We start from the raw sequence: 15,930 nt of genomic DNA on the forward strand, positions 1-15,930 counted from the left end.
AAAATCGTCTTCGGTATCTAATGTACCATCGTTATCGTCATCCGTATCCGCATTGTCGCCTGTACCATCTCCATCGGTATCGGTATCTTCGTTTTCATCTAACGGAAAATCGTCTTCGGTATCTAATGTACCATCGTTATCGTCATCCGTATCCGCATTGTCGCCTGTACCATCTCCATCGGTATCGGTATCTTCGTTTTCATCTAACGGAAAATCGTCTTCGGTATCTAATGTACCATCGTTATCGTCATCCGTATCCGCATTGTCGCCTGTACCATCTCCATCGGTATCGGTATCTTCGTTTTCATCCAACGGAAAATCGTCTTCTGTATCTAAAGTACCATCGTTATCGTCATCCGTATCTGTTGTATTTGGAGTGCCATCGCCGTCTGTATCTTGCAATGCATCTAAAGTCATACTATACGCTTGCGTACTTAAACCATCTGAATTATCTTTTACTTTAAAGCTAAAAGAAGAGTAATTTGTTCCAAAACCATCTGGAGAGGTTGTAAAAACTAATTTGGTTACATCCTCTATAAGGTCGTTATTTTGAACTGGACTACCATTATAAGTTAAGGTTCCAGGACTTGGAATCGCTGTCACTTGGATTCCATTAAAAGCATCATTAATATCATCGTCCGTGAAAGTGAAACTTGACGGCTCAAAACTAAAACCAATATCTTCTATAACTTCCATCGTTAAATTACCTCCTACTGGTAAATCATTTTGTAGTGCTACATTTAAAGTTGTTGTAACTATAGCCGATAGATTATTTGCGTCTTCATATCTATAAGTAAAACTATCCGTAGTAACTTCATCTCCATTATTCTCGTAAGTAAACGTTCCATCAGTATTAAAAGTAAATGAAGCTGCATGTGCTGGACTATCTACTAAATAATAGGTTAGTGCATCGCCATCTACTTCTATATCATTTGCTGAAACATCTTCATTAAGAATTGCATTTTCATCTACTGGAAAACTTTCTGCTACTGCTACTGGCAAATCATCTACTGCTTGAATAGACATGGTAATGGTTCCTGTAGTTATTGTTCCGTTATTATCTAATTGATAAACTACAGAATCTGTCCCATTCTCATTCTCGTTTGGCGTATATACAATATTGTCATTTCCGTCAACGATTGCTACACCTTTTGTTCCTTGCGTATCTATTGTAACAGTAACCGTTCCTCCTGCATCATAATTATCATTATACAATACATTTATAGGGTCCGAAGTGGTGTCTTCATCTGTTAAAGCTAAATCATCTTCTGCACTAACTATCAATGTTAAATTATAAGGGCCAAAAGAAGTCGCGCCTGTATTTGCAGCGTTATCCTTAGCTTCTGCATGAATATACCATCCACTACCTCCTGTAGAAAAAGAAACATCTTTAGACTGACTGTTACTCCATGAGCTCCAATTAGCATCATTGGTTGCTGGTGGTGTAGCATTTTGCGTTAACGCATAACGTTGTACATCAAAACCACTTCCAGAACCTTCATCTGTAAAAGTTAATGTAATATTATCATCTGTTGTAACGTTTCCGTTTGCTGGCGAAGCCGTAATTGTTGGATTCGATGCATCGTGAATTATATTCAACGTTCTATAAAATGGTAAGGACCATACCCCAGTATCTGTTTGCGTTCTTAAACTAATTATATACTCCGCGCTTTCCGTGTTATATGTGGAAAAGTCGGTCATTGGTGTTGTAGAATTATATATTTCAACATCTGTAGGATTACCATCATTATCGTACGTTCGCTGCGTTACAATCCACTCTTCAGCGGTAAGGGTTCTTCCGTAAGGATCTGCTGAATTATTCTCTATAGCTATTGTCATGGCACCAGTATATGTAGTTAACACATCTGGTAAAATATTAAATTGAGCTAGTGGCAAATCATCATTTGTAGGAGGTGTAGATGTTTTCTCTACATAAACACTTGCTGGCTTACTGTATGTTCCTTGATGATCTTGTACCGTCAACATTATTAAATACTGCCCATCTGGCTTCCCTATTGGATTAAACTGTCCTATAGTCCAATCATCTGTTGTGCCTGCATCTACAGATTTCCATTTCCATTCGGATTGTGCAATTCCGTTGTTTGTACCACCATCTAAATCATAAGAATTATCTACTAGTGTCCCTGTCGATGGGCTATACGTAAAGCTAGCCACTGGCTTTCTATGGAAGAAAAGCGTTGTTGGTGCTGTTGCTAAATCTTCAAAAGTAAAATCGTATTTTCCTGTTTTTTCATAAAACTCAGGCACATCTTCTAAATAAAGATTATTCCAAGATACTTTTCCGCTATTATTCGGGAAAAAAGTTTCATCATGTGTTATTTTCCAACGTCCGTTAGGGTAACTTGCATTAGCCGTATTTTTCTTTAACTCTGTTGGAGTTACTGCAATTTCTACAGAGGTCCCTGCAATAAAATAATCTCCGGCACTTACTGTTCCAAAAGTGTATTGATCATAAATGTATTGTGCAATTTGATCTATCCAATTACTATATGCCGTTTCATCTCTATTAACAAAAGTTCCTTTTTGGTTGTTCTGGGCTACAAAACGTTCAAACTGTGTTTTATTGGCATTTACGCCCCATCCTATATAGTGTATATCTTCATTAATGGTACGCATTAAAATTTCAGATAAATCTGAATCTACATCAAAATCTGCAACTTCTATATCATCTAAGTTTACGTTAAAACGCAATGCACTATTTCTCCATTGTGGTTCTCTTAAAACATCTTTAAAAGCTCTTAATGATAATTTTTCAATAGCTATATCTTTAAAATATGCATTTTGCTGTTCGTGAACGTAAAAACCATAACTTCCTGAAGAATGTGTTGTATCGGTAATATTGAATGATTCTATCCAATCTGTTCCTGCATTACCTCCTCCTCCTTTACGAGAAACCTTAATATCATTTCCAGACATTTCTATTTTAAAATCAATGCTTTGACCATTCGCAAAAGCAGAAAACATATCTGCTCTACTTCCATTCCATCCATATGGTGCAGAACCAGATTGTCCACTACTTGTATTAACTGCTAAAATTGTTGTAACTCCATTTTCTCTTTTTAAAATTGCCTCAGCAGGATAACCATCACCACTCGCATAATTTCTAAGATTACCACATGCAGTATGGTTATCTATGATATAGGCGTAAAAATTATCATTATCGACCTTTCTAAAAATAAAACCAACTTCTGCATGCTGATACGGTGCTCCAGAAAGACCAAAAGTTGCAGAAATAGTACCATCCGATACATCTCCAGTAGGGTCATACATAGCAACACCATAGTTACCTGAATTCCTAGCTACAGGATCTGCTAAAATTTGATTTGTTACTGAATCAAAAGAAAAATATGGTCCGCTATAAACACCACCTCCTCCAAGAGAATTATGGGCATTTGGTGGTTCAGCACCATTAAAATCCATCTTATTCCAGCTATTAAAAATATCACTAGCATCGGCTTGATCCGATGATATGGTGCTCCTTTCAAAAGCTTCTACACGAAGCTTTCCTAAAGGAAGGCCTTTATTTATTAAAGCGGTCTCTAAATCTGCCTCAAAAGGAGTTAAATCTAGTTGCGCAGAACCAACTGTAACCATAACATCAATGTTTGGCCCTTGCTGTACAGTCATATCTACAGTTTGTGCAAACGATATACTGGTATACACCAAGCATACCCACACTAAGGAGTGTTTAAATATATTCTTCATATAGGGGTTTTTATTGTTTTAAAATTGAATTACTTACTGTTTGATTAATGGACCAATAATCGAATTGGAATGTATTATCAAAGATTGAGACACAAGTAGTACATGCACCAACATTGAAATAAGCTTTTTCTCCAATTGCCTTTATTAATGCCAAACCATCTACATTAGATGCTAAATTGCAATTATAAATAAGTAATTGAAGGTGTTCACCTTGATATAGACCCTCTAACATACTTAGCTCAAATTCGTCATTGACAGAATTTACATCGTATGTAAGCCCTCCTATTTGTAATGCATTATAGGAAGCATTTGCAAAAAGATGAATTGTTTTAATACTCTTATTAGATTCTAATTTTTTTCGAATTTCACTCCAAGGGTTACTAGAACCTGTTAATTCTAATACCATCTCATTAGAAGATAATGAACTTATTACTTGTTCTTTGTCTGGAAATTGCGAATCTATTACAACAAGATTTTTAGATTGCGCTTGTAATCCAAAACAAACGAGCAATAGCATAGTTAAAATCAAGGGGAACCTCTTATGAGGTAATTTGGTAGGTTTCATAAATTAAAGTTTAATTGAATTATTTTAGATTTAAACGCCAATTTATATCAATTGTTAGGTTTTTTCCTACAAATGTTGTGAGCTACTTATATTTTGTTGTAAACTAATACCTAGGCAATATTTACAACAAATAAGTTTACATTGTATCTGCAACAAGCTTCTACGATTCCTATTTTTTTTCGAAGAGAATAGGGGTTTCTTTCTTTTCTTCTAAAGAAACCATTTCTTGTATATCAAGCTTTTAAACTTAGAAGAATACTCCAAACTTATTTAGAGGTTAAAATAGTCATCAAACAAATAAGCCTTAGGAATGAACAAATTAAAAAAGTTATGACATTGCTGCTATTTACCTGATGTAGGATAAAATACAGAATGATATGCTCTACGGTGAAAAGGGCAGTAAAACAATTCTAAGTAATTTACCCTACTCTGTTTTTGGAAAAGTAAATAATCTAGGTACGCCTAAATATTACGAGTATTTTGTGGGCAGACAAAATGAAAATGACATGTGTAAGTAAAGGCTTTTAATCTCTTTTTCTAATACCCAAATACTACAGAGAAAAAAAGTATATAAACGAAGAACTCATATTTTTTAGATTAAAACAGGGTAATTCTATAGCTTTTACAGATGGTAAGGGTAAAGAAAAGCTATTTAAATTGTAGAGTTCTCCAAAATTTAGAATCTAATAAAAAAAATAAATTCCGGTTGAATTTTAAAAGAATTTAGAGGGAAGTAAATTTTTATTTCAAAAAAATAGTATCGATAAATGCTGTAAATTTTTTCTTAATTCACTGTAAGCTTTTGAAATATGATTTTCAACAGTCTTTATCGATATTCCCATTTTTTCAGCAATTACTTTATACTTCATTTTTTCATATTTACTTAGTATAAAAGCTTCCTTACATTTGGGAGATAATTTATCTATTCCTTCTTTTACCATATCTATACGAGATACCTCATCTTCATTAGAAGTAAACATTTCGTAAGTAGTTTCTATTTTTATTTTATCGAGTAAAGCCCTTTCTTTCTTTCTTTTTCTAGCATGAATCAAAAACTCATTATGACAAATCTTTAATAAATAATTTCCAATGGATAAATCTGGTTTTATATTTTGCTTGCTTAACCATAGCTTAATGAATGCTTCTTGCACTACATCTTTAGCAACACTTTTATCATTTGATAATTTTAACGCATAATTAAATAACCTAGAATAATAGGTGTTGAACAATTTGTTATAAGCATTCAAGTCTCCATTTTTTAAAGACTTAGAAAATTCTTCATTCATAATATTTAAAAGAATTTTTTAATAATAATTTTGATAAAAATAATAAATTTTAAGAATTAACTAGGGGTTTTTCATTATATCTGCATAGTTACTATATAATAGTACAATAGATTATGAAATTAATAATTAACAAATATCTTCAAGGGAGTTCTAATAAGCTAGAAGAAAGGAAACTCTATAACTGGTTATCTGAGGATGAAAACAATATTCAAATTTTTAAGGAGGAAATAACTTATTATATGCTCAATGATTCTAGAAACGAAATTGTAGATGCGCAAGAAGCTTTCGAAGAATTCAAAGAATTCAAAGAAAGTATTAAGAAAAGAGAAAATAAACAAGTACATATTTTTTCTTATAAAAAATATTACAAATATGCAGCTGCTGTTGCAATCCTAGTTTCTAGTATTTATTTCATAAATAATTCAATAGAATCGAAAGATAAAAATACGAATCAAGTTTCTAAAAATATAAAGCCTAGTAATAATGTTAGTAATGAAATTATATTAACCCTTAATGATGGTTCTACTCAACTATTAGATAAAGACAAAGAAGAGCTATCCTATATAGATTCCACATCAGAAGAACTTTTAGCTTATAATGAAATTAAAACACCAAAAGGTCAGATTTTTAGGCTTGTATTATCAGATAGTACTGTTGTATGGCTTAACGCCGACACCAAAATAAAATATCCAAAGAAATTTGTTAGCACCCTAAAAACTAGAACAGTTATATTAGAAGGCGAAGCTTTTTTTGATGTAGCGCATAATAAAGACATCCCATTTGTAGTATACGCTAATGGTATAGATATAAAAGTATTAGGAACTAAATTTAATGTTTCCTCCTATGCGAATGATCAATTTATAAATACAACTCTTGTAGAAGGTTCTGTTAATGTGGTTGACACTAACGATACTAATAATTCAATAATTCTAGAACCAAGTTTTCAAGCATCCTATCAAAAAACAAACATGGTTTTAACCTCTAAGGAGGTCAATACATTAGATTATACTTCTTGGATACAGAAAATAATAATATTTAATGACACGCCTTTTGAAAGTCTTATTACTAAAATAGAGAGAACATACAATGTTGAGATTATAAATGAAAACGAGCAAATAAAAAACGAACGCTTTACAGGTCAATTCGACATTGAAAATATAGAAACCATTTTTAAAGCCCTTTCGTCCAATTTTCATTTTGAGTATGAAATAAACAATAATAAAATAACTATTAAAAACTAGACCTATATGATAAAAAAAGGGAAATGCGCTAACATTTCCCAAAGATTAAGACCATTAAAGACGAATTTTCTAATAATCAAAAACCATTCAAAATTATGAAAAAAAACATGTTCCTTTCCTTTTTTAAGGAAAAATCTAATTGTTTACTAAAAAACAATTTAAAAATGAAACTTTCCCTTATTCTAATTTTACTATCAATAATGCAGGCCTTTCCTTATGAAGGTTACGCACAGCAGAAAGTAACTTTCAATTTAAAGGATGTAACAATAAAACAAGTTCTTAATGAAATTAAAAGTCAAACCGATTTTAAGTTTTTATATAGAAATGACGATATTAATATTAAAAACAAAATTTCTTTTGAAGCCGAAAATGAGACTACTCAAGACGTTCTAAATCGTTTGTTCCAAAATACTCTAATTGAATATAAAATTATAGAGAAACAAATTGTTTTGACAAAAAAAATGCTCTCTTTTAAAGTACAAAAAAAAGAAATAAGAGGTATTATTACTGGCAGTGATGGCGAACCTTTACCAGGTGCATCAATTGTTTTAAAAGGAACATCTATAGGAACTACCACTGACTTTGATGGAAAATTTTCATTAGCAGTAGAAGGAGATTCTCCTATACTTGTAATATCCTACGTAGGATTTCAAAAAAAAGAAATTATTGTAGGTACTGCCACAAATTATAACATTACATTAAATGAAAATGCACAAAGTCTCGATGGAGTAACCTTATTAGGTTCTAGAGGTAAGCCACGTTCTAATTTAGACAGTGCCGTACCAGTAGATGTTATTGGTGTTGCAGAATTGAGTAACACTGGACAACCAGACATAGGTCAACAATTACAATACAGCGCGCCTTCATTTAACGCTGTAAAATTTGGAATTAATGATTTAGCACCATTAATAGACCCCGCTTCATTAAGAGGATTAGCAACGGACCAAACGTTATTATTAGTAAATGGAAAACGAAGACATAAAGTTTCTTTTTTTAGTTTAAATCACGGTGTTGGTAAAGGACAATTAGGAAATGATATTAATTCTATTCCTTCAGCAGCTGTAAAAAGAGTAGAAATATTAAGAGATGGTGCCGCTGCCCAATATGGATCAGATGCCATTGCAGGTGTAATGAATTTACAATTAAACGACGCAAGGTCTGGCGGGTCTTTTAAATTTTATACGGGATCAGGTCTATCCAACCCCAAATACGATGATATAGGAAGCAATGCCAATCTTGATGGAGAATCTATCTATGGAACTGTAAAAGATGGTGAAACTGCTCAATTATCTTTAAATTTTGGTTTGCCTTGGGGAGAAAAAGGGTTTATCAATACTACCATAAACTTTCAAAATAGCGAACCATATGATAGATCAGGAGAATACACCCATTCAGAAGGATGGTATCCAGACGACCAAAACCTTAGCGATGCAGAAAACCAAGCTATTGATGAAGAACAGAGATTACTAAACGGAATAGATTTAGACAGAACCGTATTAGGTAGCGTAAAGAACACTAATGGAAGTTTATACATAAATGCAGGAAATGAAATTGATGAAAACTGGGATTTTTATACTTTCGGAGGTCTTTTAAGAAAAAGAATTGTTGGGAGCATTTTTTCTAGGGCTCCAGCTAGAGATGAAAGAGCCGTTTTAGAAATCTATCCAAACGGATACAACCCAGTTACACCATCTGTACTTACCGATTGGCAAATTTTAACTGGAGTAAAAGGAAAACTAAACAATGACTGGTCCTTAGATTTAAGTGCTGGTTATAGTGGTAACGATTTACAGTTATTTATTGAAAATGCCGTAAACCCAAGCTTAGGAATAAATTCTCCTACAGAATTTTTCACAGGAGGTTTACAAGTAACCCAAACCGTTTTTAATGCTGACTTTGTAAAAAATTACGACAAGGTTTCTTTATTATTTGGTTCAGAGCTAAGATATGAGTCCTACAAGCAAACACAAGGAGAAGCTGCTTCTTGGCAAATTGGATCCGTAGTAGGAAACGATATAGGATCATCTGGAAGAGAAGGTTTTTCTGATGTAACAGAAGGAAGGTTTACCAGAAATAACATTGGATTTTATACCGAAGTTGAAGCGGATATTACAGATAATTTCTTAACAACTGCCGCAATACGATTTGAAAACTATAGTGATTTTGGTTCTGATTTTTCTTATAAAATAGCAGGAAGGTATAAGCTCGGAGATAAAGCATCTTTAAGAGCCTCTGTAAATCGTTCCTTTAGAGCTCCTGCTCTAGCCCAAGTAGAATACAGTAATTTTGCTCAAACCACTTTTGATGATGATGGAAATACAATAGTAACTCCATTTTTACCCGTAACAAACCCATTAGCTCAAAGAGCATTTGGAGACATTAGCTTAAAACCAGAAACATCCTTGGATTTTGCTGTTGGCTTAACGTTTAAACCAAGTGAAAAATTTTCTTTTACGTTTGATGGCTACCGGATTTCTATAGATGATAGAATCGTAATTTCTAGTGGAATTGATGCTAGTTTATTTACAGAATTTGATGGTGCGGGTTACGATGAAGTAAATATTTTTACAAATGCCTTAAATACTTCTACTACTGGTTTTGACTTTGTAGGAACATATTCTGAATATTTAGGAGAAGATAAACTAGATTTTTCTTTAGGGCTTAACCTAAATAAAACAAAAGTAGAAAGCATTAACGAATCAGATGTTTTCACGAGCCAAGGCATTAGTATTGTAGATGATCGTGATGTTACTTTTTTAACCAAGGGAACACCTTCTAGAAAAATTATTCTATCTGGAACCTATACAACAGGAAAATTTGGTTTTACTGCTAGAGGTTCTAATTTCGGAGAAGTTACAGATGCTAGGGAAACTATTGATGACAATGGTACTTTTCAAGTTTTTTCACCAAAGACAATTATGGATCTTTCTGTAGTTTACAATATGAGTAATAAATTTTCAATCACAGCCGGGGCAAATAATATTTTTGATACATATCCAGACATGTTGTTTTCTCCTAACGTAAGAGGAGAAGTTATTTATTCTAGAAGAACTAACCAATTTGGAACTCAAGGAAGGTTTTTAAACCTTGCTCTAAACTATAACTGGTAATTTCTAAGTGTAGTTTTTAAGAAAATTGGGGAGTAATTATTTTTTATTTACTTCCCAATTTTTAATCCTAGATAAATATTTATGATAAAAAGACAAACACATTGAAAAATGTGCACACCACTAGAATCCAAAACTTCCTTTTATTTATACACTACACAAATTAACCGTAAGGTATAATCATAAAATTAATATTAAATCACTAACACTCATTCATACCTATGCAATCAAAAAAAGTAGGACTTATTTTGGGCTTATTATTGTTTTTTATTTTTTTAATAGTACCAGTGCCTAATGGCCTAGAACCCTCTGCTATGAAAGCCTTAGCCGTAGTGGCACTTATGGCAGTATGGTGGATTACTGAAGCCATTCCTGTTTATGTAACCGCCTTCGTGCCTTTGGCACTATACCCTCTTTTAGGCGTATTAACGGCGAATGAAACTGCAGAAAATTATTCGCACAGTTTTGTGCTCATGTTACTTGGTGGGTTAATTATTGCAAAGGCAATAGAGTACCAAAACCTACACAAGCGCATAGCATTGGTTACCATTAAGTTTATTGGTTCTAACAAAAGAAATATTATACTAAGCTTTATGATCGCTACAGCATTTTTATCCATGTGGTTAGCAAATGTAGCAGTAGCGTTAATGATGTTGCCTATAGCATTAGCAATAGCGGCAAAAGAAGAAAGCACTGGTAAATCGACAAGAAAATTTAGCATAGCACTTATGTTATCAATTGCTTATGCGGCAAGTATTGGCGGGATGGCATCTCTTATAGGAACACCTCCTAATTTAGTATTTGCAGGAATAATTAGCTCTTTATTTCCTGCTGCACCAGAAATTACATTTTTCAATTGGTTAGTTATAGGAGTACCATTAGTTATTATTATTTTACCTGTAGCATGGTTATTTTTAATTCGTTATTTTAAAATTAAAGGTGAAGTGTCTGGAGGAATTGAGGTTATTAATGAAGAGTATACCGCCCTTGGCAAAATCACAACTGCCGAAAAAAGAGTTCTAGCCGTGTTTTTATTTGTTGCTATGGGATGGATTTTCAGGAAAGATATTGTATTAGGTAGTTTTATAATTCCAGGGTGGAGCGATCTTTTAGGCCTTTCTCAATATGCCAATGACACCACCGTTGCATTTATAGGTGTGCTAATGATGTTTGTTACCCCCACCGGAAAAAAGGAAAATGGCAAAAAAACCTTTCTGTTGAACTGGAAAATAGCAGAAAGTATCCCATGGGGAGTAGTAATGATAGTAGGTGGTGGATATGCCATAGCACAAAGTTTTAAAGTAACAGGCTTGGCTTTATGGCTTGGGGAACAAATTAGTTTTTTCAGTGAATTGCCTGTTTTTTATATTTTATTGATTATTATTTTTTCCATAACGTTTCTAACCGAAATAAATTCTAATACAGCAACGGCAAATATTATTTTACCTATTTTGGCAACCATAGCAATAAGTAGTGCAATACACCCCTATTTATTAATGATACCAGCTACTTTTGCTTGTTCTTGTGCTTTTTGTATGCCCTCGGGAACGGGACCAAATGCTGTTATTTTTTCAAGCGAGAGAATAAGTATTTCGGAGATGGCAAAAGCAGGAATCTGGATGAACTTCATTACAATCATTATTATTACACTAGCAGCATATCTAATAATTGTGCCTTATTTTGGATTAAATGAGTTACCTAGTTGGGTGAAATAAAAACATACATAAAATTCATAATGTAGACAGAAAAAAATTGAAAACATTAAATGTAGTCGAGTTTCATTTAATATTTGAGTTTGTTTATTTAACCTCCCTTTACGGGGAGGTTTTTTTGCATTTTATTATATTATTAAAACTAAACTACCCTGTTTGACTAAGGACTGAAAGTCCTTTATATCTATTCTAATATGAAATTAATGTTATACCGAGAATATTTGCATCTATAATCCTCTAAATACTGATTAACCATTTTATCTGTAATATAACCCGTGCTCCAAACCCCATAACCACTCACAAAAATATTTATTGCCCTAATATCCTTTCTTCAAGTCAAGAAACTCCTACTGTAATCGACGAGATGAGCGACCTTTCATCCTTTTTCACAATTATTTGTCGAATTTAGAGGTCTCCTAAAAAGGGAAAGCCTACATTCCTTTCGGATACCTTAGTCTCATTTTCTCACATATCTGAAATTTCCTACAAAATCTTCTTTATCATTTTTATTTAATTTATTTCCTCCTCAGATGCGATAATTATAGACTGGATTAAATTTCAAAGGATATAATTTCATACATTTTTAATATTAAAAACGTTATACTAAATTGTTCTTTAATCAATCTTCATTCATCATTTTTTTTATTCATATTTTTTATAAATCCACAATCCATACCAAGCGATATAGATAAAACATAAGAATGGAAGCGTAAATGAAAAGTTCACCTCAGAAACACCCAGTATCTTTATATCGGCCACTCCATTTCCACCGATATCAATAAGAATACCTTGTATTTTTGGCATGAGTGCACCACCTACAATAGCCATTACCAAACCGGCAGACCCTACTTTAGATTGTTCTTCGGTTAAACCGCCAAGCGCAATTCCATAAATAGTAGGAAACATTAATGACATACAAAAGGAAACACCAACCAAACTATAAAGACCAACTATGTCTTTTATAAATATAGTACCAATCACAAATACCAAGGCTAATTTGGCAAAATACATAAGCAATTTGCCAGAGCTCGTAAATCTTAAAAGGTAAGTTCCAACAGCACGCCCTAAAGTAAATAGCCCAAATGCTGCCATTTGGTAATAGCCAGCCGTAACACTATCCATGCCAATAGCTTCAGCGTATTGATAAATATAAGTCCAGCACATAATCTGAGCACCTACGTATAAAATCTGAGCTAATATGCCCAACATATACTTTTTATTTTTGGCTAAGATTGCAAAAGTACCTCCTATACTAAGCATCCCGTCTTTATCTTTAGATTGAGGCATCTTACTAATTATAAATAAAATAAAAACACCTAGAATCACTAACCCTAAGATTACATAGGGATTACGAATCACTAATAAATCGGATGTTTTAATCAAAATTTTTGAAGCTTCCTCTAAAGAACTAAAATCTTGTATATCATCTGATTGCAAATTATTTAACACGAATTGTTGTGCTACAAACAAGCCTGCAATGAGCCCAATAGGGTTAAAGGCTTGTGCTAAGTTTAAACGCTGTATGGCTGTTTCTTTCGCTCCCATAGCCAGAACATATGGGTTTGCAGCAGTTTCTAAGAATGCCAAACCGAATGTTAAAATGTACAATCCTAAACAGAAGAACCAAAATTGCTCTGTTGTAGCCGCTGGATAGAACAATAAAGCTCCAACAGCATATAAGCCTAAACCTATTAATATACCTGTTTTATATGAATATTTTCTCATAAATATGGCAGCTGGCAATGCCATACAAAAATAGCCTCCATAGAATGCCATTTGCACCCAAGCTGCTTGAGAATTTGATAATTCTAATACTTTTTTGAAAGCTTGAACCATAGGATCCGTTACAGCATTAGCAAAACCCCATAAGGCAAATAGTGAAGCCACCAAAATAAAAGGAATAAGATTTTTTCTGGATACTACTGCTGGTTTTTTACACATAATTATATAATAAATTAGTTAGTTTTAGTTAAAGAAAAAGGTCTGGATGACGTAGAAACTCCAAATTTTTTGTTTGGAGTACCATTCATTTCAAAAAGCAAACGGCCTCCTTTTTGGATGTCATTATAGTCTAACCATGTATTATTATAGTTAGTATCATTCAATTTCAACGATTGTATATAGTGATTATCGTCCTTGTTATTATCTGTTTCAATCGTAAATGTATTTCCGTTTTGTAAACTCATAGTTACCTTATCAAAGAGTGGGCTCCCCAATACATATTGTGGTGCACCTGGGGTAACAGGATAAAAGCCTAAGGCACTAAACACATACCATGCTGATGTTTGTCCATTATCTTCATCTCCACAATATCCATCTGGGGTTGCGGCATATAATTTTTTCATAACCTCTCGCACTTTGTTTTGTGCCTTCCATGGTTGCTTAGCATAATTATATAGATAAATTAGGTGTTGTATTGGCTGGTTTCCGTGTGCATAATTCCCCATATTTACAATCTGCATTTCTCTAATTTCATGTATGGTAAATCCATAATAAGAATTATCAAATTTAGGAGGCATAGTAAATACAGTATCTAACATTTTTGTAAATGCTACATCGCCTCCCATGAGGTTTATAAGACCTTGCATATCATGGAATACGGACCATGAATAATGTACACTATTCCCTTCTGTAAATGCATCTCCCCATTTTAGGGGGTTGAAAGGCGATTGAAAAGTTCCATCTTCATTTTTTCCACGCATCCATTTAGATTCTGGGTCGAACAGTTTTTTATAATTTTTTGATTGTTTGTAGAATCGTTTTGAAATTTTAGGTTTGTTCATCTTTTCTGCCATGGCTGCAATAGTAAAATCTGCATAGGCATATTCTAATGAGCGAGCAGCATTCTCATGGATTCCAACATTATAAGGGACGTAGCCCAGCTTATTATAATAATCAACGCCCTCTCTTCCAACAGATTTTACGGGACGGCCTTCGTTTACATTGGCATTTTTTAATACGGCTTCTAATAGCACTTCTTGATCCTTTTCTTTCATATTTCCCTTTAGATAGGCATCTGCGATTATGGTTGCAGAATTTGAACCTATCATACAATCTCGATGTCCTGGACTTGCCCATTCTGGTAACCAGCCAGATTCTTTATAGGTGTTTGCCAAACCTTCCATAATTTGACTATTCAGTTCCGGGTACATGAGATTAAAAAATGGAAATACAGCTCTAAATGTATCCCAAAAGCCATTATCTGTAAACATATAGCCTGGTAGAACTTCCCCATTGTATGGACTATAATGTACCACCTCTCCTGCTTTATTTATTTCATAAAACTTTCTTGGAAACAATAAAAGTCTGTATAGACAAGAATAAAATGTACGGAGATTATCAATATTATCATCTTCAACTAATAATCTTTGAAATTCCTTTTCCCATGATGCTTTGGCTTCTGTCTTGACATCTTTAAAGGATTTTTCTCCTATTTCTTGTTGGAGATTAAGTTCTGCTTGCTCTAAACTAATAAATGATGAGGCTACCTTTACATGAACTTGTTCTCCTAATTTAGTTTCAAAACCTATAATGGCTCCCACATGCTCTCCTTCACTATCTGTGGAATTTTTATTCAATTTCCAATCATCTGCCCAAGTATGTTTCCATTTAAAATCTTTATCAAAAACTGCAACAAAATAGTTGTGGAAATTTTCGGGTACTCCTCCATTGTTGTTTCTACAATAACCAATAATTTTTCTTTCTTCAGGAATTATCTTTACCATAGACCCCTTATTAAAAGCATCTAATATAAGATAGGAAGCATCTTTTTCTGGAAAAGTAAATCTAAATATAGCTGCTCTTTCTGTAGGAGCAATTTCTGCAGTCACATCGTAATCTGCTAAATATGTTTTGTAATGGTATGGTTTTACTTCTTCTGCTTTATGTGAAAACCAAGAAGCTCTTTCGTCTTCTTGGTATTTAAGCTCACCTGTTACAGCCATAAGAGAAAATGCAGCATAGTCATTAATCCACGGACTTGGTTGATGGGTCTGTTTTATCCCTCTTATGGTAGTATCATCATACTTATAAGCCCAACCGTCTCCCATTTTAGCAGTTTGTGGTGTCCAGAAATTCATTCCCCATGGGCGTGCAATAGCCGGATAGGTATTTCCATTAGAAAGACTAAAATTAGAGTCTGTTCCCATTAACGGATTTGCAAAATCTACTAAATTAGGATCTTGTAGGTTATTTATTAAAGCGACTTTTTTGCTAGCCTTATCCGAACAAGAAAGCATAGATGCAAGCACAAATATTGTTGTTATTTTTTGAATACTTTTTATCATAATTTTA

8 protein-coding genes and 1 pseudogene are annotated in these 15,930 nt (G+C 33.4%); 4 read left to right on the forward strand and 5 right to left on the reverse strand.

Annotated features, from left to right (window positions below; translation table 11 throughout):
* Together QZZ51_RS12585 and QZZ51_RS12590 are read right to left on the reverse strand one after the other, a co-directional pair.
* Nucleotides 1-3,726: Ig-like domain-containing protein (locus QZZ51_RS12585; RefSeq protein WP_291870191.1), on the reverse strand; the 3,726-nt coding region annotated here is incomplete at its 3' end.
* A 10-nt stretch (nucleotides 3,727-3,736) separates the two neighbouring features.
* A complete protein-coding gene (locus QZZ51_RS12590; protein WP_291870193.1) occupies nucleotides 3,737-4,291 on the reverse strand; it encodes a DUF4347 domain-containing protein in 555 nt (184 codons plus the stop codon).
* Between the two features lie 323 nt (nucleotides 4,292-4,614).
* Here QZZ51_RS12590 and QZZ51_RS12595 point away from each other — a divergent pair.
* A pseudogene (locus QZZ51_RS12595) lies at nucleotides 4,615-4,773 on the forward strand (type IV secretory system conjugative DNA transfer family protein); the annotation flags it as partial.
* A gap of 264 nt (nucleotides 4,774-5,037) precedes the next feature.
* Here the strand turns inward: QZZ51_RS12595 and QZZ51_RS12600 are convergent.
* Complete coding sequence (locus QZZ51_RS12600) at nucleotides 5,038-5,577, reverse strand: RNA polymerase sigma-70 factor (RefSeq protein WP_291870195.1); 540 nt, start codon at nucleotides 5,575-5,577, stop codon at nucleotides 5,038-5,040.
* 113 nt (nucleotides 5,578-5,690) lie between these two features.
* Between QZZ51_RS12600 and QZZ51_RS12605 the strand changes: the two genes are divergently transcribed.
* The 3 genes from QZZ51_RS12605 to QZZ51_RS12615 all read left to right on the forward strand — a co-directional run bounded on the left by QZZ51_RS12605 (nucleotide 5,691) and on the right by QZZ51_RS12615 (nucleotide 11,640).
* A complete protein-coding gene (locus QZZ51_RS12605) occupies nucleotides 5,691-6,818 on the forward strand; it encodes a FecR family protein (protein ID WP_291870197.1) in 1,128 nt (375 codons plus the stop codon).
* Between the two features lie 164 nt (nucleotides 6,819-6,982).
* Complete coding sequence (locus tag QZZ51_RS12610) at nucleotides 6,983-9,928, forward strand: TonB-dependent receptor (RefSeq protein ID WP_291870198.1); 2,946 nt, start codon at nucleotides 6,983-6,985, stop codon at nucleotides 9,926-9,928.
* A 218-nt stretch (nucleotides 9,929-10,146) separates the two neighbouring features.
* Nucleotides 10,147-11,640 (forward strand): SLC13 family permease, encoded by a 1,494-nt coding sequence (locus QZZ51_RS12615; RefSeq protein WP_291870200.1) that lies wholly within the window; start codon nucleotides 10,147-10,149, stop codon nucleotides 11,638-11,640.
* 639 nt (nucleotides 11,641-12,279) lie between these two features.
* Here the strand turns inward: QZZ51_RS12615 and fucP are convergent.
* Both fucP and QZZ51_RS12625 read right to left on the reverse strand, forming a co-directional pair.
* Nucleotides 12,280-13,578, reverse strand: coding sequence for an L-fucose:H+ symporter permease (gene fucP / locus QZZ51_RS12620; protein WP_291870202.1), 1,299 nt, complete (start codon nucleotides 13,576-13,578; stop codon nucleotides 12,280-12,282).
* A gap of 14 nt (nucleotides 13,579-13,592) precedes the next feature.
* A partial coding sequence (locus QZZ51_RS12625) for a GH92 family glycosyl hydrolase (protein ID WP_366511976.1) occupies nucleotides 13,593-15,930 on the reverse strand: 2,338 nt, incomplete at its 5' end.

The sequence above is a fragment of the Maribacter sp. genome, assembly GCF_016744255.1.
In the GTDB taxonomy this organism is placed as follows: Bacteria; Bacteroidota; Bacteroidia; order Flavobacteriales; family Flavobacteriaceae; genus Maribacter_B.